We start from the raw sequence: 20,348 nt of genomic DNA on the forward strand, positions 1-20,348 counted from the left end.
AGTGCCGGGCACCAGCGCCGATTGGCCCTCGGACATCACGCTGACGATCAATGGCGTCGATGTCGGCACCTGGACGTCGCCGGGGGATTTCGGCGACAAGCGCGGCGTCTTCACGCCCACCTGGTGGAAGCTTAAGGGCTCGCAATACGGTAAGCTGAAGAACTGGCGAATTGCCAATGACGGCACCTATGTCGACGGCCTCAGGATTTCCGAAACCGGCCTCGCCGCACTCGATCTGAAGAGCCATCATTCAATCCGCGTCCGTATCGGCGTCAAAGACGACGCCGAGCGCCCCGGCGGGATCAATATTTTCGGCAAGGGCTTTGGAAATTACGATCAGGACATCCTGCTCAGGATCAAAACTGGTTGATATCATGAAACCGGGTTCTGAAGATAACGCAGCAATTTCAACTATCTGGCTTTCTGCTGTTCCAAAGCGTTCGTCTAATTGTCCTACATTTGGCTATTTTGGCTTGACGAAGGGCTGCCAATTCCTCTTTGATATCGGGCAAGATGATTTAAATCATCGTTTGTGATATCGATGGGAGGAAATGCATGAAGGCAGCCGTTACGGCTCATCCGCACTATGTTGTCTCGGAAATCGATCCGAGGCTCTACGGATCCTTCATCGAGCATCTGGGGCGGGCAGTTTACACTGGCATCTATGAGCCCGGCCATCCGACAGCGGATGCCAACGGCATGCGTCAGGACGTCATCGACCTCGTCAGGGAACTCAATGTTCCGATCGTCCGCTACCCCGGCGGCAATTTCGTCTCGGCCTACAATTGGGAAGACGGCATTGGCCCCAAGGAACAGCGCCCAGTGCGCCTCGACCTCGCCTGGCACACGTCGGAAAGCAACGAAGTCGGCCTGCATGAATTTGCCGATTGGTGCACCTCCGCCAACACCGAGATGATGCTTGCCGTCAATCTCGGCTCGCGCGGCCTCGATGAAGCCCGCAACCTGCTGGAGTACGCCAACCATCCCGGCGGCAGCAAATGGAGCGACAGGCGCATCGCCAACGGCCGCAAGGAGCCGTTCGACGTCAAGCTCTGGTGCCTCGGCAATGAAATGGATGGCCCTTGGCAGATCGGCCACAAGACCGCGGACGAGTATGGCCGGCTGGCGCATGAGACGGCCAAGGCCATGCGCGCCTTCTCCAAGTCACTCGAGCTGGTGGTCTGCGGCTCTTCGAATGCCAAGATGCCGACCTACCCTGAATGGGAAGCGACGGTTCTCGACCATACCTACAACGAGGTCGACTACATCTCGCTGCACATGTATTTCGACAACGAAGCCAACGACGCTCCGAACTATCTCGCCATGAGCGAAAAGCTCGACGACTACATTGTCTCGGTCGCCGGCGTCATCGAGTATATCAAGGCCAAGAAGCGCTCCAACAAGCAGGTCTACATCTCGTTCGACGAATGGAACGTCTGGTACCATTCCAAGGAGCAGGACAGGAAGATACTCGGCGGCAGCAACGGCTGGCCGTTCGCCCCGCCGTTGCTCGAAGACATCTATAATTTCGAGGATGTGCTGCAGGTCGGCCTGATCCTCAACACCTTCATCCGCCGTTCCGATGTCGTCAAGATCGCCTGCCTGGCACAACTGGTCAATGTCATCGCGCCGATCATGACCGTTCCGAATGGCCCGGCATGGCGACAGACGATTTTTTATCCCTATCTGTTTGCTTCTAACTATGGTCGCGGCAATGCGCTGGATCTCAAGGTGGAAAGCCCGACCTACAAATCCAGCGTTGCGGGCGACGTCGCCTATGTCGATGTTGCCGGCGTGCACGACAGGCAAACCGGCCACGTCACCTTCTTCGCCGTCAACCGCCATTCGAGCGAGGCAATCGAAACAGTGGTCGACCTCACCGGCTTCGGCGCAGCGGAGATCGTCGATCACCAGGTGATGGCACACGCCGATCTGAAAGCCGTCAATTCGGCCGAAAACCCTGGCAATGTCGGCCTCAGGAAGGGTGAGGGCGCCTCGCTCGCCGGCGGCAAGCTGAGCCTGTCACTGCCGGCCTATTCCTACCAGGTCATACGCCTGAGGCTCTGAGTTCAGGCGGATCATCGAGAAAGCGCAAACGCTGAGGAGGAGCGTCGACGTGACGGCCGATATCGAGATCAGGAACGTGAGCAAGCAGTTCGGTGCCATGACGGTGCTGGATCATCTGTCGCTCTCCATAAGGGCACGCGAATTCATCGTGTTCCTGGGCCCGTCCGGCTGCGGAAAATCGACGCTTCTTCGAATGATTGCCGGGCTCGAAGCTGTCGATAGCGGCGAGATTGCCATCAACAACGAGCGCATCGATCATCTGCCACCGGGCAAGCGCGGCATTGCCATGGTGTTCCAGTCCTATGCGCTTTATCCGCATATGACGGTGCGCGACAACATGGCCTTCGGGCTTGCGAATATCGGCGTACCAGGCAAGGTCATCGAGGCGCGCATCAACGAAGCCGCCCGCATCCTCGAAATGCCGCATCTGCTCGATCGCAAGCCGGGCCAGCTCTCCGGTGGTCAGCGCCAGCGCGTCGCCATCGGCCGTGCGATCGTCAAGGAGCCGAAGGCCTTTCTGTTCGACGAGCCGCTTTCCAATCTCGATGCGGCGTTGCGCACCCGCACCCGCATCGAGCTTGCCCAGCTTCACCAGCGGCTGCAATCGACGATGATCTTCGTCACCCATGACCAGGTCGAGGCAATGACGCTGGCCGACCGCATCGTCGTCATGAACAATCGCAAGATCGACCAGATCGGTACCCCGATGGAGATCTACGAACGCCCGGCGACCAAATTCGTCGCGGGTTTCGTCGGCGCGCCGGCGATGAACTTCGTCGATGCGACGCTTGACAGATCCGGCGAGAACGCCACGGCCAGGTTTGCGGACGGCGTCTCGGTGCAGACCGAGATCGCCTCCAGCCAACTGACCGATGGCAAGTACACTTTCGGCATCCGTTCTGAAGACGTGCGCATCGTTGCCGCCGGACAGGGCAATGCCGGCGGCGTGGTCGATGTGCTCGAGCGGCTCGGCGAACGCACCCTGATCTACGCGCGGCTGGGCGATGGCCAGCAGATCGTCGGCTCGGATGCCGGCAACAGCCGCGTCGCCGTCGGCGACAGAATCGGGCTCGCCTTTGACGGCCAGAAATCGCATCTGTTCAACGAGACCGGCCGCGCCTGGCATGCGAGAGAGGCCTGAGATGGCTGACCGGCTGGCGATGTCCCCGACCGCGACGCTTGCTGTCGGCGTCAGAGCCCCTACCGCCGACATCTATGCGCCGCAATGGCGAAACGTCATTTTCGTTGCGCCATTCTTGTTCTTCTTCACCACGCTGCTGCTCTTCCCGCTGCTCTGGGGGATGTGGCTGAGTTTCCACAAGGCCGACACGTTCTCGTCCGGAAATTTTGTCGGTCTCGGCAATTACGCCAGGCTGTATCACGACAAGGTCTTCCTGCAATCGATCTGGAACACCTTCTATTTCGTGCTTCTGACGGTGCCGACGCTGGCGCTGATCGGCCTTTTCCTGGCGCTTTGCCTCAACCGCCGCACGCGCGCTGCCGCGGTTTTGCGGACGCTGTTCTTTTCCTCGTCGGTGCTATCGGTCACCATCGTCACGCTGATCTGGCGCATCGTCTTCATTCCGAATGTCGGGCTGTTGTCGACGATTTACGGATGGTTCGGCGCAACGGCTCCGGCCTTCATTTCCGATCCCAGCCTGGCGATGGCCGGCATCGCCATTGCCACCATCTGGTGGTGCATCGGCCTGCCGATGATGCTCTTTCTCTCAGCACTCCAGCAGATCCCGCAGGACATTTACGAGGCGGCAGCGCTGGACAATGCCAATCGCTGGCAAACGCTGCGGTCGATCACGCTGCCGTCGATCAAGCGGACCTTCATCCTGGTGATCATCATCCAGATCGTGCTGCAATTCCAGCTGTTCGGCCAGGCCTGGCTAATGACGCGCGGCGGTCCGAACAATCTGACCAAGCCGATCGTGCTCTATATCTACGATACCGCATTCCGTCGCTGGGATCTCGGCCTGGGCGCCGCCGCATCGGAAATCCTGTTCATCCTCATCCTGGTCGCGGCCATGGCCCAGTACCTGGTGACACGCAGCAGGGGAGACCAGGCATGAGCGCCCCAGCAGCTTCCATCAAGGGCCGGGCATTTGGCGACCATTTGTTATTGGCCCTGGTCATCCTGCTTTCGATCGTCATGATCGCGCCGGTTCTGTGGGTCGTCGGTCTATCACTCAAGGACAATACGGAGCTGATGGCCGATCCGAACTCGGTGTTTCACGCACCCTATACGCTGAAGAACTACATCAACACCGTCGGCACCTCGTCGGTGTTCATCTGGGTGCGCAACAGCATCATCGTCTCGGGCGGATTGACGCTCGGCACGTTGATCCTGTCGTCGCTCGCGGGCTACGGTTTTGCACGGCTGAATTTCCCCGGCCGAGACGCGCTGTTCGTGATCGTTCTGTTCGGTCTGGCGGTCCCGGAACAGGCCGTGCTTGTCGCCCGTCACCAGATCTTCAGCATGCTGAAGTTCCACAACACCTATCAAGGGCTCATTCTGCCGGGCCTTTCGGCTCCGTTCGGTGTCTTCCTGATGACCCAGTATTTCAAGGCCATCCCGAAGGAGTTGGACGAAGCCGCCATGCTCGATAACGCCAGCCGGCTCAGAATTTTCTGGAAGGTGCTTCTGCCGCTCACGCTGCCTGCGCAGGCGACGCTCGGCATCTTCACCTTTCTCGGCGCCTGGAATGACTACTTCTGGCCGCTGATTTCGGCGACGAGGAAGGACATGTTCACGCTGACGGTCGGCATGGCCTCGACCCAGGCCAACTTCGCCCAGTCCGAAGGCATCGGCTTCCTGATGGCGCAGGCGGTGTTCGCCGGTGCACCGATCCTGATCGTCTACCTGTTCTTCCAGAAATACATCGTCACGGCAGTCTCCGGCGCTGCGGTGAGATAACGAAGATTGCCTGACGGCCGGGGGGAATGCGCAGCAATTGAAGCACGAAAGCCAATCCAGGGTGGAGCGGCGGAAACTCAGTAGGAGGAACTGATATGAAACTGAAGAAAATACTGTTTGCCGCAGTCTCTGCGGGCGCAATGATGCTCGCAAGTCCAAGCTTCGCGGCCACGGAGCTGAGCGTGCAGCGCTTTTTCGGCGCCTGCGATGCCGATTTCGGCACCAACACCGATGCCACCAAGGCCGTTGGCGAATGCGGCATCATCACCTCGCTAATCAACAAGTTCAACGCCGACAATCCCGATGTCCATGTCAACGTCACTACCGTGGAATGGCCCGGCTATGATCAGCTGACCGCGCAGTTCGCTTCAGGCGACGCTCCGGACATCGTCACGATCCATGAATCCGTACTGTCGGATTATCAGTCGAAGGGCCTGTTGATGCCGCTCGACGATCTCTTGAAGTCGGTCGGCGTGACACCCGACGCCTTCACCGACGCGGCGCGCAATGGCGCCACCAAAGACGGCAAGATCTACGGCCTGCCGATCGACAGCTGGACGATGCTCTATCACGTCAACATGGATCTTTTCAAACAAGCCGGCCTGGTCAATGCCGACGGCACGCCGATTTTTCCAAAGTCGCCCGAGGAACTGCTCGCCCAGGCCGAACAGTTCAAGCAGAAGACGGGCAAGCCTTATTTCGTCCAGAACCTGACCAATGAGACTGCACTCTACACACGCAACCTCTATACCTATCTTTTCCAGCAGGATTCCGATTTCTTCGCCGATCCGAAGCATGTGAAGTTGAATACGCCGGAAGCCAAGAAGGTCATCGAGATGTACAAGGCGATCTTCGAGAAGGGCTACACCACCAAGGATCTCGATTATGGCGGGTCGATCAACGCCTTCCTTGCCGGCGAGGGTGGCGTCCACCTTAACGGCACCTGGGTGGTCGGCGATTACAACGCGCAGTCCGAGACCAAGGGTACGGCGCTCAACAAGGGCGGCTATGCGGTCTATCCGTATCCGCAGCTGTTTGGCGGCGCCCACGCGCAGTATGCCGACGGCCACACCTGGGCCGTTTCGCAGAAAGACCGCACGCCCGAACAGATCGCGGCCATCGGTAAATTCCTGAAGTTCTTCGCCGACAACGACTTCGAATGGTCGCGCACCGGTCACCTGCCGGCCTATAAGGCCGTCATCACCTCGGACGCCTTCAAGGCCCTGCCGCATCGCAACACGATCTCTGCGGTCGCTGATCTCGGCAAGCCGCTGCCGTCCGCCGTACAGCGTCAGTTTGCGATCCAGGACATTATCGGCGAAGAGATGAGTGCAGCAATCAGTGGCCAGAAGGACATCGACACCGCCCTTGCCGACATGGAAAGCCGCGTCAACGAATTGCTCGCCAACATCTGACCACCGGTTTCGAAAGGCCCTCCCAAGGCCCCCCGCGGCTGGAAACGGCCGCGGGTTTTTAGTGAGGCAGTGATTATTGTCCTCGAATTGCGCGACTTGCCGGTGGCGACCGGGTCAAACACGCCAACCACGGCGCCGCAACCTCGGCAGCAGCCGACGCAAGCTAAGCATTTTGCAGCCAAGTGGAACCACTTGGCGTCGCACAAATGCGGCTGGAACAAACAGATAGAGCGGAATGCCCGATTCGATCCAAATGCATTCCGCTCTAGAACGCCGCGGCTATGGGCATTGCGACCTTGTTGGGGATCTGGATGTCGATCTCCAATCTCGACGTCGTTTCGCCGTGATCCATGCTCACCTGCAGGAAATCCTGGTCGACCTGAACATGCCGGGCGATCACCGCCATGATCTCCTCGCGCAACACCGAGACGAGATCGGGCTGGTTGCGGCTTCGACGCTCGTAAGCCAACAGCAGTTGCAAGCGCTCGCGCGCCACCGGCGCGCTGCCGCGGCGCTTGAAGATATCGAGCAGGTTCATGCTGCCCTCCTTCCCAACAGCCGGTCGAGGAGGCCCCTCCGCTCGAAAGGCAGAATGACCGGCAGGTCCTCGCCCTCGAGTCTTCTCGCCGCGTCGATATAGGCGCGTGCGGCGGGGTTGGTGTTTTCGCTGAGCGTAACCGGCGCGCCCACATTGGATGCGCGCAGCACGTCCTGGCTCTCGGGAATTATTCCCAGCAAGGGCGTCGACAGGATCTCGAGCACGTCATCGATGCTGAGCATCTCGCCGCGGGCAGCGCGCGCAGCATCGTAGCGCGTGACGAGCACGTGTTTGGCAATCGATTCACCCTGCTCGGCTTTCATCGTTCTGGAGTCGAGCAGGCCGATGATGCGATCGGAATCGCGGACCGAGCTCACTTCCGGGTTGGTGACGATTACCGCCTCGTCGGCAAAGCGCATGGCAAGTTGCGCGCCCCGCTCTATGCCGGCGGGACTGTCGCAGAAGACGTAGTCGAAAACCGAGCGCAGCTTGTCGATGACATCGGCGACGCCTTCCTCGGTGAGAGCATCCTTGTCGCGCGTTTGTGAGGCCGGCAGCAGGAACAGCGTGTCGAGTCGCTTGTCACGGATCAGCGCCTGCGAAAGCTTGGCGGTTCCCTGAATGACGTTGACGATATCGAAAACAACGCGCCGCTCGGCACCCATGATCAGATCGAGGTTGCGCAGGCCGACGTCGAAATCGACGAGAGCCACCCGCTTGCCGGTTTTCGCGACCGCGGCGCCGAGAGCGGCCGTCGAGGTCGTCTTGCCGACACCCCCTTTGCCGGATGTGACAACCACTACCTTGCCCATATTTGTGCCTCCAATGTTGTTAGTTGAGCGGTGCGACGCAAAGTGCGCCGTCCTCGAGAAAGGCCTGTACCGGCCTTCCTCGCGAGGAGGCGTCCATCTCCTCGGCAGTGCGGTACCAGCCGTCCACCGCCAGAAGTTCGGCTTCGTTTTTCCGGCAAAAGATGCGAGCCGCGGAATTTCCCGTGGCGCCGGCGAACGCACGTCCACGCAGCGTGCCGTAGACGTGGATTGATCCTCCGGCGACGATCTCGGAACCGGAACTGACGGAGCCGACAATGACCACATCGCCATCGGGATGAAAGATCGACTGGCCGGAGCGGATCGGTGCCTTGATCATCAATGAGTTCGGCGCCTGCGGTTCTTCCGTCTTGGCCTCAGCGGCGGCCTTCGGGTCCGGCTGCACGTAAAGCGCATCAGCGGTGGCCTCCTTGGCGCCAACGAGGAGCGGCGGCAGATCGGCATCGAGCGCTACATTGCCATCGGCCTCGATCGCGTAGATGCGAATCCCGCGCTCCGCGAGCTGTAAGACCAGATCCCGCATCTCGCCCACCTCGGGCTTGAGTATATTCAGATCGAGCACGACCGGGCGGCCGGCAAAGAAGCCGGGGGAGTTTTCGGTCCAGTGATCGAGGCTTTGCAGCCATTCCCCTAGCGGAGCCTCAGGGGTGAGGGTGAAGGCTACAAACGAGCGCGCTCGAAAGCGTATGGACTTGTTTTGGATGGGAGCGACGCAGGTCACAGAGGCGAGTCCTTACTGATTGGTTAAGGCTAGCCCGGCATGGTTAACGAAAAGTTAATGGCGGCTTCCCGAGGCGTTGGCGAAGGCATTCTTTTTGTCCCTGATCGTCCCGGCGGCGCCCTGCTTCCGGTGCACGACGAGGTCCTCCTCGCGGCTGCCTGGAGGCGCCTCCAGTTCACGAGGTCGGCCGACCGGTATATTGTTGTCGGAACGCCGGGCCTATTAAGGAGTTATCGATTTGACAAGTGTTGCCAAGGGGCCTGTCGCGGATCGCGGTCGCGCTACCTATGACCTTGGCGCGACCGCCATCTTTGCTTCCAAATCAGACGCGCGCTTTCACTATTGCCTGTATGTGCCTCCCGCGGTTGGGGAAGGGGCCAAAGTCGATCTGATGGTCGCTGTCCATGGCACCGGCCGCACCTCTTTTCTTGGATTCCGCGACGCGTTTTCCGAGTTCGGACGCTGGAACGGCTGCGCCGTTTTGTGTCCGCTGTTTCCAATCGGCGTTCTCGGGGATGATGCCCGCAGCGGGTACAAATATTTGCTCGAGGGCAACATACGCTACGATCAGGTGCTGCTCGCCATGGTTGAGGAGGTCAGCGCCAAATACAGTCAGGATTGGAGCCGCTTTGCCATGTTCGGATTTTCCGGCGGCGGACATTTCACGCATCGTTTTGCTATCCTGCATCCCGACAGGCTCTGGGCGGCCTCAATCGGCGCGCCAGGCTCGGTGACCTTGCTCGATCCGACGCATGACTGGTGGGTGGGCATTCGCGATCTGCCCGAGAAGTTCGGCATCACCTTCGATGCCGCAGCGCTGGCAAAAGTGCCTTTCCAGATGATCGTCGGCGACGCTGACCTGGAGACTTGGGAAATCACTCATGTCCAAGGCAGCACCCATTGGATGCCGGGCGCCAACGATGCGGGGCGAACACGGCCGGAACGCCTCATGGCATTGTGTCGATCGTTCGAGGAGGCGGGCGCGCGCGTGCGCTTCGATTTGCTGCCAGGCATATCTCATGAACGGGACGCGGTTCTCGATTCGGTCAAGGATTTCCTTGCCCGACAACTCAAGGAACGAGGGAACGCCTCACGATGAATTCGTTGCGCCCCAGCCCGTGAAGAGATTATCGCAATCAAAGCCCGACCACGTCGACCGCATCCAACCGCGATCTGCTGGCAGTGCGTAACGACTAGAGCAACGCTTCGTATTGATCGCCAATCTTGTCGACTGTGAAATCCACCGCCCTGTTTTTCAGCACGGCAGCAGGGGTGGGGTGGTCCAGCATCTCGGCCATCGCCTTCGCCAGGGCCGCGGCGTCACCGACCGGCACCAAGGTGCCGAAGCGGCCGTCACCGAGTATTTCGCGCGGGCCGTGCGGAGCATCGGTGGAGATTACGGGGACACCGGCGGCCATGGCCTCGACCAAGACGTTGCCAAAGCCTTCGCTCGTGGATGTAAGGACGAACAGATCGGCTGCGGCGTAACAGGCTGCGGGATCGTTGACGTAGCCGGCAAAGAGTACGTCCTGGCCAATGCCGATCTGCTCGGCACAGGCGTGCAATTTGGCAGCCAGCGGACCTTCGCCGAAGATGACAAGCCGGGCAGGGCGGCCGGCGCGCAGGGCAGCGAAGGCCCGCAGCAAAGTCCGGTGGTCCTTGACCGGCACCAGGCGTCCCGCGGTGGCGATGACCGGGCCATTGCCCATCGCCGCCAACGCTGCCTGCCAGGCATAGGAATTCCTCTGCGGTGCTACAGCCGGCGGCAGCGGGTTGTTGATGACGACAACCTTCGATTCGGGGAAGCCTCGGGCGATGATGTCACGGCCGACACCCGCCGAAACGGCGATGGCTTTGGTTGCGCGCGCTGCAACCAGCGCGGAAAGCCAGATCGCCAGCCTGGCGCCGAGGCCACTGGCAGGCAGCGAGGCCGCGGCATGGAAGCTTGGAAAGAATTTTGCCCGGCTTCTGGCCAACATGAGTGACAGCGCCATCACCAGATTGGCGAATTCCGGGGCGCTATAGACCGCATCAGGATCAAGGCGGCGGAACAAATTTGCGCTTCTCACGATGCCTTTCAGCGTCGCCGACTTGGCGTAACCCTCGCCGCGCAAGAGAAGGCCGAAGTCGACCAGATGCACGGCAGCGGAACGCAGCGCGGCGTTAGGGCCTTCCGCGTTCCAGGTAAAAAGCGTGACCTCGTGGCCACGCGATGCCAGTTCATTTGCCATCAGGACGAAAACACGTTCGGCGCCGCCGCCCCTCAGGCTGGCGATGTGGAAAACGATGCGCTTCACCATGCCTTGCTTCAGGCTCGGCTGGCGGCAACGCCTGATCGGTTCGGCGGCCGGCGCATGTCGCGGATGATGCCCATGCCGATGGCCAGCAGCATCCCCAGGGCAAAGCCTGCGAACGCTCCGGCGCCTGCCACCAGGGCAGTGCGCGGGGGCCATGAGCGCGCGGGCGGGGGCACCGCGGTCGAAATCACCTGTACGTTTGTGGTGTCGATCTGCTCGCGCTCGCTGATTTGGCGCGCACGTGACAGGAAGCTCTCATAGACCGCTCTCTTGGACGCGGCATCGCGTTCAAGTTCTCGCAGGGCGACTTCGGATTCGCTGTCGGTGAATACATTGCTCTTCAGATCGTTCATCCTGGCGTTGAGAGAAGCCAACGAGGCCCGGGCCTTGTCCAGGCTGGCCTTTGCCGTGCCGACGGTGCGGGAGAACTCGGCCCGGAGTTGCGAGTTGACGGTCTCGAGTTCCGTCCTGAGCCTGACAATCGTCGGGTGGCGCGGACCGAAGGTCATCGACTGTGAGTCGATCTGCTGCCGCAGGCTGTTTGACCTGTCGCGCAGCGCAGCGAGCGCTTCCGAAACCGTGGGGTCGGGATTGGCCCCGTTGATACCGGAGGCAACCAGGGCGTCGTAGCTTGCCTGCGCGGCGATGACACGCGATTGCGCATCGACGATTTCGCCATTGAGCTGCGTCAGCGTCTGCGAACTGACGAGCTGGCCATTGCTGGACGACAGGTTGTGGCTGCGCCTGTAGCTCTCGACCTTCTCTTCGGCTGCCTGCACGTCGCTCTTGAGTTGGCCAAGCCGGCTGTCAAGGGCAGCCGCGGCACGGCTGGCGCCGGCAGCTTCGGCCTTAGCCAGTTCTTCCTGGAAGTTTTTGACTATGGCCTGCGAGATCAGGATCGCCTTGGCGGTGGTTTCCGCAGATACCGAGAGGGTTGTGACAAACGAGGTCGGATCCGCGATGGCGTCTACCCGGTCCGCCAGGTTCTTCAAGGCGATGAGCCTCGGGTCGGGCTTCGCCACAGCGCCGGACGAGGATGTGCTCCGGTCCGGATCGAAGAATTCTGGATCGTGAGTCAGGTTCAGTTCGTCCACCACACGGGAAAGCACGTTGCCCGAGGTCAGGATGCGCTGCTTGCTGCGCGTGCTGAGCAACTGGCTATCGACCTGGCCCGGTTGCGAGTAGAGGTCGTTTTCCACAACCTGCAAATTGGATGGGTTGATGAGGACCTCGGTCGTGACGGTGTAACGCTGCTTGCTCAGCAATGCATAGGCGCCGCCGACAATGCCGCCGACTACCGCCAGCATGAAGGCCAGGGCGAGGCCGGCCCGCAGCCAGACGAACAGACGCCGAAAATCGAGCTCAAGGAAATCGCCGATCTTGTCCAGGGTCACCGTTGCGACAGGCTCTGGAGGTTGCGGCGTCACCGGCGCGGAGCTTAGCCCCGCGACTGGGCCATGCTGTTGCAGCAATGCCCTGCGCCGTGCATTGGCGATACGCTCGAATGCACTGTTATTGGAAGCCGTCGCGGAGATAGGGGGTGTGCCGGAACCGGCAGACATGGTGACAACCCTTGTTAAATCATTACGCTTGGCCTGCTCTACAGAAACATCGTTAACATCTTATTTTCCAAGTTGGCCCATTTTACCGCTCTCGCTGTCCGTCCGGCGGACGTTGAAGGGGTCTCGTTGCCCGGAATGCTGTTTGAATACCTTCACCTGGATGGGCCATGAGCTATCCCGCTGCCGCATCGGAACGATTGTTGCCCAGTCGAGCGCGCCGTGAGAACGCGCTGTCGCTGCTGTTTTTCCTATGCGCCGCCTTCGCGCTCCTGCTTCGCTTTACGGTGTCGCCGCAGGTGATGAACATGGTCGTCGACTATACGGCCCAGGGGGGCTCGTTCTACGAGAAGCTGCATTTCGGCACCTATGCGATCTTCCTGGTCCTTGCCGTCGTTCTTTTCAGCCGACCGTTTCTGCTGCAGGGCGACGAAATTGGGATATTCAAAGCGTTGATTCGCTTTTCGGTGCTGATGTTCGCGCTGGTGCCCTATCTGTTCGTCACCGGCCGTGCGGGCTCCTCCGGGTTCATCATCGATTCTTATCTGGTGGCCGGCGCCGCAGGCCTGTTGATGCTGGCCTTGAACGCGGAAGTGCGGCGGGCGTTGGGCGACGTCGTGCTTGGAATGGTGATCCTCAGCGCTGTGCTCGGCACGATCGAAGCGGTGACTCAACATCGATTTATGCCTTACGGTCTCAACGAACTGCAGTTCAGGCCAATTGGCCTATCGGCGCACCCGCTGGCGCTAGGCGCGCTCTGCGCCACAGCCATCGGATTCGTGCCGCTGACGCGCTGGCGCATATGGGTGCGGGTGGCATCGATTCTCGTGTTGCTCGTCGGTTGTGCTGCGTCAGGCGCCCGCGCCGCCCTGATGCTCGCTGCGGGAGAAACCCTCATTCTGCTGCTGTTCGTGCCTTGGCCGCGCCTGACTCTCAAGCACCAGCGGCAGGCCAAGTCCGTCGTGCTGCTGTTCGCCCTGGTGAGCGGCGCAGTGCTGGTGGCCATACTATTTTCGGGCGGGCTGCTGAATCGATTCGGCAACACGATCTTTGACGAGAATTTCATGGCGCGGGTGACGATCTACCAGATATTCGGACTTGTTAGCTGGAAAGACATCCTGTTTGGCATGAACGTCGACGACCTCCTGGCGATCGTCAAAGAGAAGCTGCATCTGCCCTATATCGAGAGCGCTCCGGTGGTCATCACCATGCTCTTCGGCTTGCCGATAGCTGTGCTCTTCATAGTGCTGGTATTCTGGTTCATTTTTCGGCTGCTGCGCGCGGCGCCGCTGCCGGCATGGATCGGCACCATGACCTTCCTGCTTGCTGCGCTGTCGAACAACGCGCTCTCGTCAAAAGCGCCGGATATTACGACTATCGTGGTGTTGCTGCTTGCCTATAGAAACGTGCCGTATAGAAACCAGCCGAAGAGCACGTCTTCGACCGCTGTCGCATCCGAGCCGAAACTGGATCGGCTTGGATAAGCGCAGGCTCCAGACGCATCAGCCGGCGCTATCCACAACCTCGACATTGCCTGCGCGATTGAGCGTGTGGATGCCCGCCCGCGCCCATGCCGGTCCTGGGCCGATCGGGTGGGGCGGTGCAAACAGGACATCGAAGTCGTCAAGGCGATCCAACCGCATCAATCCCAGGCCGCCGCCATAGGCTCTAGACCCGTTTTGCACGGGCAGTAGCAAAGCGTCGCCCTGGCGGATGAAAGCGCCGCCCGGCCGAGTGGCCGAGTGATCGACGGCGACGGGATTGAGCGCGTGCGCAGCCCACGGCCCACGCAGCGCCGGGGCGGAATAGACGGCCATCGTGTCGGACGCGCTGCCGTAACCGAACCGCTCCGTCCCCAACAGCCAGAAACGGCCGTCGGATTCGAGCAGCGTGGCGTCGTTGAAATCCCTGTCCGTCATCAGCACCGTATCGCGTACCCAGCGATCCGGAAACTGCACGGCACGGTAGAGCACCAGTTCTCGCGCCGTAGCGCTTTCAGGGATCATGAAAATCTCGCCGGAGTGAGCGAACACCTGCGGATATGACAGGTGATGCGCTTCGTCCAGCACCACTTTCGGCACGCCGAAAGTGCCGTCGGTGCCAAGTTCAGCGACAGAAATCACCCCGCGGCCGGTGGAGTAGGGAAACTCCTCGACAAACAGAAAATGACGGCCGTCGCGCTCGAGAACGAACGGATCGGCGTAGAAGCGCTGCCCGTCATCGGCAAGCACGGTGAAGGGCTTACCATCCAGCAGTCCGGTTTCGGCGACGCCTGGACCGTCGATCAGCCGATAAGCAACCTGCCAATAGAAGGGACGCCGACCACGTCGCAGTTTTTGCACGGCGCGGTCGACTAACCCCCTGCCGAAAAAGGGCAGATAGTGCCCGATAAATCCGCCTTTCTGCAGGGGCGGCGCCGGGCTCTCGGCAATCGGCGCAAGTTTGCCCGCGGAAAAGCGGGCGACACATTGGGCAATCAGGGAGATGGCGCCGGCGAGCAGGTCGTTGCTGGTTCGGGACAGCCACAACCGGTCGCTGATCATCGGCCGCGCCGTGGCGACGGCAACGCCGTCGAGGCGCGCGGTGAGTTCGGGCAGCCGCCCGCTCGCCAGCATCTCGGTCATGCCTGCGGCAAAGCTGCTTTGGCCGCAAAATTCGAGCGTCAGGACAGGCGTGCCGCGTCGTGCGGCGGTAGCCGTGAGATCGACTATAAGATCGACTGGGCCGGTGTCGCCGGACGGCAACGGCCGGGAACGGCTTGCCAGTGAGCGGCCGAAGCGCCGGCCCTCGAGCGCCAGCACATTATCCATCGTGCGCGCATTGGGTTCAGGCGTCGGCGCGCGGCAACTCGAAACCGCATGTCCAGCCGCACTCAACCGCGCCAGAAGCTCATTTTCCCAGCGCCGGGATGTGTCGGCGTGGCCGATGATTAAAATATTAGTCAATCCAATATATTCTTTTTCAAGACTACTGCCATAGACTACTTGTCAGTCCAACCTTTCACAAGAGTTAAACCGGGAGAACGCGGCCTTGGTTGTTAATCATATATTAAGAATTGAGATCACGAAGGCGCTTTCCGGCGCTATTATGACTCTTGCGGGCAATAGTCGGCATGTCCCGAAGGCTGCAGGCGACCAGGATCAGCGATGAACGTCCTTTCACGTCCAAAACTGCCATCCAGGCAGAAACTGCTGATCGTGTTCGGCACTAGGCCGGAGGCACTCAAATGCTTTCCAGTGGCGCGTGCCGCCCTCGCTCATCCAGGCTTCATCACCGAAATATGCATAACCGCCCAGCATCGTGAAATGGTCGACCAGGTTGTCGAGCTGACCGGCTTGCCTGTGCACCACGATCTCAACATCATGCAACCCGGCCAGTCGCTGTTCGATGTGACCTCGCGCGTGCTCCTGGGCATGGCCGAGGTGTTGGACAAGGCGAAGCCCGATATCGTCATGGTACAGGGCGACACCACCACGGCAATGGCCGCGGCTCTTGCTGCCTTCTACAAGCGTATCCCCGTCGCTCATGTCGAAGCAGGATTGCGCAGCCACAACATCAACTCGCCGTTTCCTGAAGAACTGAACCGCAAGATTGCCGGCGACATCGCCACCTGGCATTTTGCGCCGACCGTTCAAGCGCGCGACAATCTCATCGCCGAAGGAAAGGCCGAAAGCACCATTTTCGTGACCGGCAACACGGTGATCGACACGCTGTTGCATTTTTCAAGCGCGATCGATGCCGACAGGCTGATGAACGCGAAGCTCGCTGCCAGCTTCCCCTTCCTCGATCCTTCCAAGAAGATGATCCTCGTCACCGGACATCGCCGCGAGAATTTCGACGGCGGCATCCAGCGCATCTGTACGGCGTTGAAGGGATTGGCGGCGCGCGGAGACGTGCAGGTCGTCTACCCTGTCCATCCAAACCCCAATGTGCGCTCGGTGGTCAACGCAGAGCTGGAAGGCGTGCCGAACATCCATCTGGTCGAGCCGCAGGACTATCTGCCGTTTCTGTACCTGCAGAAGCAGAGCTATCTGGTGCTTACCGATAGCGGCGGCGTTCAGGAAGAAGCGCCGTCGCTCGGCAAGCCGGTGCTGGTGATGCGCGAAAATACCGAGCGACCCGAGGGGATCGTGGCCGGCACCGCCCGCCTTGTCGGCACCGATGTCGAAAAAATCCTGTTCAACGCCAATCGCCTGCTCGACGATCAGGCTGCCTATCGCGGCATGGCGGAACGACACAACCCATATGGCGATGGCCGGGCTAGTAACCGGATTGTTGAGGAACTGCTGCATCATGGCTGAAATCAAAACCGTTTCCGTAATCGGCATGGGATATATCGGCCTGCCGACCTGCGCCATTTTCGCCAGCCGCGGGCTCAACGTCATTGGCGTCGATGTCAACGGAGCGGTGGTCGAGAAGGTCAATCGCGGCGAAATCCACATCGTCGAGCCGGACCTTGACGGTCTGATCCAGAAGGTCGTGGCGAACGGCAAGCTCATGGCCTACAGCACGCCGCAGCCGGCGGACGCCTATATCATCGCCGTGCCGACCCCGATGACCCACGATCATAAGCCGGACGTAACCTACGTGCTCGCGGCGGCACGAAGCATCGCCCCCGTGCTGAAGCGCGGAGACCTTGTGGTATTGGAATCGACATCGCCGGTTGGAACCACGCGTATCATGACCGGGCTGCTTGCCGAGTTGCGGCCTGATCTCAAATTTCCTGTCCAGCATGGCGAAGACGCCGATGTGCTGGTCGCCTATTCGCCCGAGCGTGTGCTGCCGGGAAAGGTGCTGACCGAGCTGATCAACAACGATCGCTCGATCGGCGGATTGTCCCGCAAATCGTCGGAGCGGACCGCGGCACTCTATTCAACCTTCGTCACCGGCGACCTGTTCATGACGACGGCCGAAAGTGCTGAGCTGGTGAAACTGACCGAGAACGCGTTCCGCGACGTCAACATCGCCTTCGCCAACGAGCTTGCTGCAGTGTGCCAGGACCTGTCGCTCAATGTCTGGGAAGTGATCGATCTTGCCAATCGGCACCCTCGCGTGAACATCCTCCAGCCGAGCCCGGGCGTTGGCGGTCACTGCATTGCGGTCGATCCATATTTTATCATTGACGCCGCACCCAACAGCACGCGGCTGATGGCTTCGGCACGCCGGATCAATTCCGAACGGCCGATGTCGGTGGTCAGGGATATCGAGGCCTTGCTCGACCCCTCCCGCAAGCAAACGATCGCCTGTCTTGGCCTCAGCTTCAAAGCCAATATCGACGATCTGCGCGAGAGCCCGGCCGTCGAGGTGGTGAAGCTTCTGTCCGATAACCCCAATGTGAAGATCATTGCGGCTGAACCCAACACAAATGCGCTGCCGCATGAGCTCGAGGGCAGGGGCATCGTGTTCACCGACGCACTTTCGGCCATCGACAAGTCCGATATCGTCGTCCTCCTGGTCGACCATCGGCAGTTCAATCTGGTCGACCCCGAAGCGCTCAAGGACAAGAAGCTCGTCGATACGAGGGGTCTGTGGACGTGGCGCAAGGCACGCAAGCCCGACGCCCGCATCGAAGGCAAGAAACCAGAGGTCGCACAAGTGACGCTTGCAAGGGAGCAGGCCGCATGAACGCGCACGCCCCGGCATGGGCGCAGCATTCCCTGTTGGCATCACGGCGCCGGGAGTTCCTTGGTGCACCGATCCATGCGCTGACCATGGCCGAGACACTGGCCATCGCCGACGAGGCGATGACCCTGGGGCGGCCGCTGCATCATGTGGTCGTGAACGTCGCCAAGCTGGTGACCATGCGCCAGAATGCCGAGCTGCGCGAGGACGTGGCCGGGGCGGACGTGGTCAATGTCGACGGCATCGGCGTGCTTTGGGGTGCACGTCTGTGCGGCGTCGCGCTGCCCGAGCGGGTGGCGGGCGTCGACATCATGATCAATCTGCTGAGCCTCTGCGCGAAGCGTGGATTCAGGCCGTATCTGCTGGGGGCCGAACAGCACGTTCTCGACGCGGTTGTAGTGAGACTTGCCAAGGACCATCCGAGCCTCGTCATAGCGGGAATGCGCAACGGCTATTTCAAGCCGGAGGACGAGGCCGGGATCGTCGCGGCGATCAACGCCTCGGGCGCCGACTGCCTGCTGGTGGCCATGCCGACACCGCGCAAGGAACGCTTTCTCAAACGCTACCGCGATGAACTCGCCTCAAGCTTCGTGATGGGCGTAGGCGGCAGTTTCGACGTCTATGGGGGCAAGGTTGCCCGTGCGCCGAAGCTGATACAAGCGGCCGGCCTGGAGTGGCTGTTCCGCGTCGTCCAGGAGCCGCGACGCTTGTGGCGCCGCTACTACGACACCAACACTGCCTATGCGGGACTGCTGTGCCGGGAGTTCTGGGAGCGTCGCTGGCGCCGAAACGCCGGTTTATAGTTTCGCGTTCCCCCCACAAAACAGGCGTTGCCCCTGGACTTCGCTTTACGCGATCCGTAGCCGCGCTCGCAGCTGGGCGACGAATTGCGTCGCTGCCACGGGGTGGAACAACGAGGTCAGCCCGAAGAAAACCGCGGCGCCGGTGGTGCCGCCGGCGACAAGCGAGAAGATCGCCGGCACGTCGCCGGCCACCATGCTGGCAAGCTTGGCGGCCATCCCCGTGCTGAGCGAGATGATTACCGAAACACCGATGTCGCGCCACGGCACCGGCACCGGTGTGAGCCGCTCGCTGATGATGATGCAGGTTATGGAGCCCACCACCGAGCCCCCCGCCAGCGCCAAAGCGGCGCCGATCTCCGCCATCGGGGGGATCAACAGCAGGGACAATGCGATTGTTGCCACCGAGCCGAAGAGATTGGCGATGATCAGCAGCCACGGCCGCTTGTGCGCGTGCACCACGACGCCATAGACGAAGCTGGTGAGGTTGGCGCACAGCACGCTGAAGGCAATGATCGGAAACAGCAGGCCGAAGCGGCCGTGATATTGCGAGGGCAGCATGAGCTCGGTGATATCGCTGCTGAGCGCGACCAGCATCGCTGCAATCGGCAGGCAAAGCCGCATCATCAAGGCCATTAACTGCGACAGCAACCGACCCGATGCCGCGGGGCCATCCTCGTCGAACCGGCTAACCACCTCGGGAAAGGCGCCCATGTTGATGGCGTTGGCGACCATATCGATCGGCTGGCGGGCCAGCGCATAGGCTGCGGCGAAGATCGCCACGGCGCTGGCATCGTAATAGAACTTGAGGAACAGACGCTCCGCGCTGTTGAGCCCGAAGCCAACCAGCGCCATGATGATCAGCGGCACACCGAGCGCAAAGAAGTCCCTGTGGGTGAAACGCGGCGGACCGGCAACGAGCCGTCGCGATGCCATGATGCCCGCCACGATGCCGGCAATCAAGGCGCCGAGGCTCGAGCCGAGCGACACCGTCAGAAAGCTATCCTGAAAGACAAGGATAGCGCCGATCGGTAACGCGAGTTGCAGCAGGGCACGCAGGGCTTCTAGCATCGAATAGACCGAATGGCGCTGCTGCATCTGCAGCACCGTCAACGCGAAGCGGCTGATGGACCCGGCGACCAGATAGCCGCAGACTGCGATCGCGAACTCGATCCAGCGTTCAGGCACGATCACCGCCGACGCGCCTACCGATATGACCAGCGCCAGTGCCGTGGTGGCAAGCAACACCTGCCCGGCCAGCATCAGGCTGCCGCGGCTGACTTCGCCCTTGCCGCCAAGCCTGAGCAAGGCGATGCGCAGCCAGTTGGTGACGGCAATGTCGGTCATTTCCCCGACGGTCACCACCAGGGTGAGCAGGCCATACTCGGTCTGGTCGATCAAACGCGTCACGACGACCAGCAGGAGCAGCGCCGAAATTCGCGTCAGCAGGATCGCCGGAGCATAAATGAGCGTGGAACGGAGCAGCAAGGGCGTGTCCCTGGAAAACTCACCTTCGACTAGCCGCCGACTGGCGGAAAATCCAGCCCGATGACGCCGAAGGGTGAACAGATTCAGT

The 20,348-nt window shown here is 60.9% G+C and carries 18 protein-coding genes and 1 pseudogene; 12 read left to right on the forward strand and 7 right to left on the reverse strand.

All coding sequences use genetic code 11. From position 1 onward, the window contains the following. From NKH41_RS19045 to NKH41_RS19075, 7 genes and pseudogenes are all read left to right on the forward strand, one after another. Window positions 1-370: pseudogene (locus NKH41_RS19045) on the forward strand (transcriptional regulator); the annotation flags it as partial. A 4-nt stretch (window positions 371-374) separates the two neighbouring features. After that, window positions 375-536, forward strand: coding sequence for a hypothetical protein (locus tag NKH41_RS19050; protein ID WP_352541706.1), 162 nt, complete (start codon window positions 375-377; stop codon window positions 534-536). Between the two features lie 19 nt (window positions 537-555). Continuing rightward, a complete protein-coding gene (arfA, locus tag NKH41_RS19055) occupies window positions 556-2,067 on the forward strand; it encodes an arabinosylfuranosidase ArfA (protein WP_352769405.1) in 1,512 nt (503 codons plus the stop codon). A 49-nt stretch (window positions 2,068-2,116) separates the two neighbouring features. Then, window positions 2,117-3,208 (forward strand): ABC transporter ATP-binding protein, encoded by a 1,092-nt coding sequence (locus tag NKH41_RS19060; RefSeq protein ID WP_352449658.1) that lies wholly within the window; start codon window positions 2,117-2,119, stop codon window positions 3,206-3,208. A gap of 19 nt (window positions 3,209-3,227) precedes the next feature. Beyond that, window positions 3,228-4,145: a carbohydrate ABC transporter permease gene (locus tag NKH41_RS19065; RefSeq protein ID WP_502895679.1), complete on the forward strand. Its 918-nt coding sequence runs from the start codon at window positions 3,228-3,230 to the stop codon at window positions 4,143-4,145. Next, a complete protein-coding gene (locus tag NKH41_RS19070; protein WP_352769411.1) occupies window positions 4,142-4,990 on the forward strand; it encodes a carbohydrate ABC transporter permease in 849 nt (282 codons plus the stop codon). Before NKH41_RS19065 ends, NKH41_RS19070 begins: the two co-directional genes overlap by 4 nt. A gap of 95 nt (window positions 4,991-5,085) precedes the next feature. Beyond that, a complete protein-coding gene (locus NKH41_RS19075; protein ID WP_352769414.1) occupies window positions 5,086-6,405 on the forward strand; it encodes an ABC transporter substrate-binding protein in 1,320 nt (439 codons plus the stop codon). A 265-nt stretch (window positions 6,406-6,670) separates the two neighbouring features. On the opposite strand, the gene minE is transcribed toward NKH41_RS19075, so the two are convergent. The 3 genes from minE to minC are packed head-to-tail and all read right to left on the reverse strand — an operon-like array spanning window position 6,671 to window position 8,494. After that, entirely contained in the window at window positions 6,671-6,943 is a 273-nt protein-coding gene (gene minE / locus NKH41_RS19080) for a cell division topological specificity factor MinE (protein ID WP_352683186.1), read from the reverse strand. Beyond that, window positions 6,940-7,755 carry a septum site-determining protein MinD gene (gene minD / locus NKH41_RS19085; RefSeq protein ID WP_352472499.1) on the reverse strand — a complete coding sequence of 272 codons (816 nt, stop codon included), beginning with the start codon at window positions 7,753-7,755 and terminating at the stop codon, window positions 6,940-6,942. The genes minE and minD overlap by 4 nt, the downstream gene beginning before the upstream one ends. 19 nt (window positions 7,756-7,774) lie before the next feature. Further along, window positions 7,775-8,494: a septum site-determining protein MinC gene (minC, locus tag NKH41_RS19090; protein WP_352472500.1), complete on the reverse strand. Its 720-nt coding sequence runs from the start codon at window positions 8,492-8,494 to the stop codon at window positions 7,775-7,777. A 238-nt stretch (window positions 8,495-8,732) separates the two neighbouring features. Here minC and NKH41_RS19095 point away from each other — a divergent pair, with 238 nt between their 5' ends. Beyond that, complete coding sequence (locus NKH41_RS19095; RefSeq protein WP_352769417.1) at window positions 8,733-9,593, forward strand: alpha/beta hydrolase; 861 nt, start codon at window positions 8,733-8,735, stop codon at window positions 9,591-9,593. A gap of 94 nt (window positions 9,594-9,687) precedes the next feature. On the opposite strand, the gene NKH41_RS19100 is transcribed toward NKH41_RS19095, so the two are convergent. Both NKH41_RS19100 and NKH41_RS19105 read right to left on the reverse strand, forming a co-directional pair. Beyond that, the gene (locus NKH41_RS19100; RefSeq protein ID WP_352769420.1) at window positions 9,688-10,794 is read right to left on the reverse strand and encodes a glycosyltransferase; all 1,107 of its coding nucleotides are present in this window, start codon (window positions 10,792-10,794) and stop codon (window positions 9,688-9,690) included. An 8-nt stretch (window positions 10,795-10,802) separates the two neighbouring features. Next, on the reverse strand, window positions 10,803-12,353 hold the full coding sequence (locus NKH41_RS19105) for a GumC family protein (RefSeq protein ID WP_352778519.1): 1,551 nt from the start codon (window positions 12,351-12,353) through the stop codon (window positions 10,803-10,805). Window positions 12,354-12,520: 167 nt separating this feature from the next. Between NKH41_RS19105 and NKH41_RS19110 the strand changes: the two genes are divergently transcribed. Next, entirely contained in the window at window positions 12,521-13,834 is a 1,314-nt protein-coding gene (locus tag NKH41_RS19110; RefSeq protein ID WP_352472504.1) for a VpsF family polysaccharide biosynthesis protein, read from the forward strand. Window positions 13,835-13,852: 18 nt separating this feature from the next. Here the strand turns inward: NKH41_RS19110 and NKH41_RS19115 are convergent, their stop codons facing one another. Next, window positions 13,853-15,295, reverse strand: coding sequence for a glucosamine inositolphosphorylceramide transferase family protein (locus tag NKH41_RS19115; protein WP_352769426.1), 1,443 nt, complete (start codon window positions 15,293-15,295; stop codon window positions 13,853-13,855). 201 nt (window positions 15,296-15,496) lie between these two features. Between NKH41_RS19115 and wecB the strand changes: the two genes are divergently transcribed. Genes wecB through NKH41_RS19130 form a run of 3 tightly spaced genes read left to right on the forward strand, consistent with a single transcriptional unit; the run spans window position 15,497 to window position 18,775 of the window. After that, window positions 15,497-16,651 carry a non-hydrolyzing UDP-N-acetylglucosamine 2-epimerase gene (gene wecB, locus NKH41_RS19120; protein ID WP_352769429.1) on the forward strand — a complete coding sequence of 385 codons (1,155 nt, stop codon included), beginning with the start codon at window positions 15,497-15,499 and terminating at the stop codon, window positions 16,649-16,651. Then, entirely contained in the window at window positions 16,644-17,975 is a 1,332-nt protein-coding gene (gene wecC, locus NKH41_RS19125; protein ID WP_352569040.1) for a UDP-N-acetyl-D-mannosamine dehydrogenase, read from the forward strand. The genes wecB and wecC overlap by 8 nt, the downstream gene beginning before the upstream one ends. Further along, window positions 17,972-18,775 (forward strand): WecB/TagA/CpsF family glycosyltransferase, encoded by an 804-nt coding sequence (locus NKH41_RS19130; protein WP_031211886.1) that lies wholly within the window; start codon window positions 17,972-17,974, stop codon window positions 18,773-18,775. Before wecC ends, NKH41_RS19130 begins: the two co-directional genes overlap by 4 nt. Before the next feature lie 45 nt (window positions 18,776-18,820). Here the strand turns inward: NKH41_RS19130 and NKH41_RS19135 are convergent, their stop codons facing one another. After that, complete coding sequence (locus tag NKH41_RS19135; protein WP_352683195.1) at window positions 18,821-20,260, reverse strand: lipopolysaccharide biosynthesis protein; 1,440 nt, start codon at window positions 20,258-20,260, stop codon at window positions 18,821-18,823. Window positions 20,261-20,348 lie beyond the last annotated feature (88 nt).

It is taken from the genome of Mesorhizobium sp. M1169, assembly GCF_040318345.1.
Classification (GTDB): domain Bacteria; phylum Pseudomonadota; class Alphaproteobacteria; order Rhizobiales; family Rhizobiaceae; genus Mesorhizobium.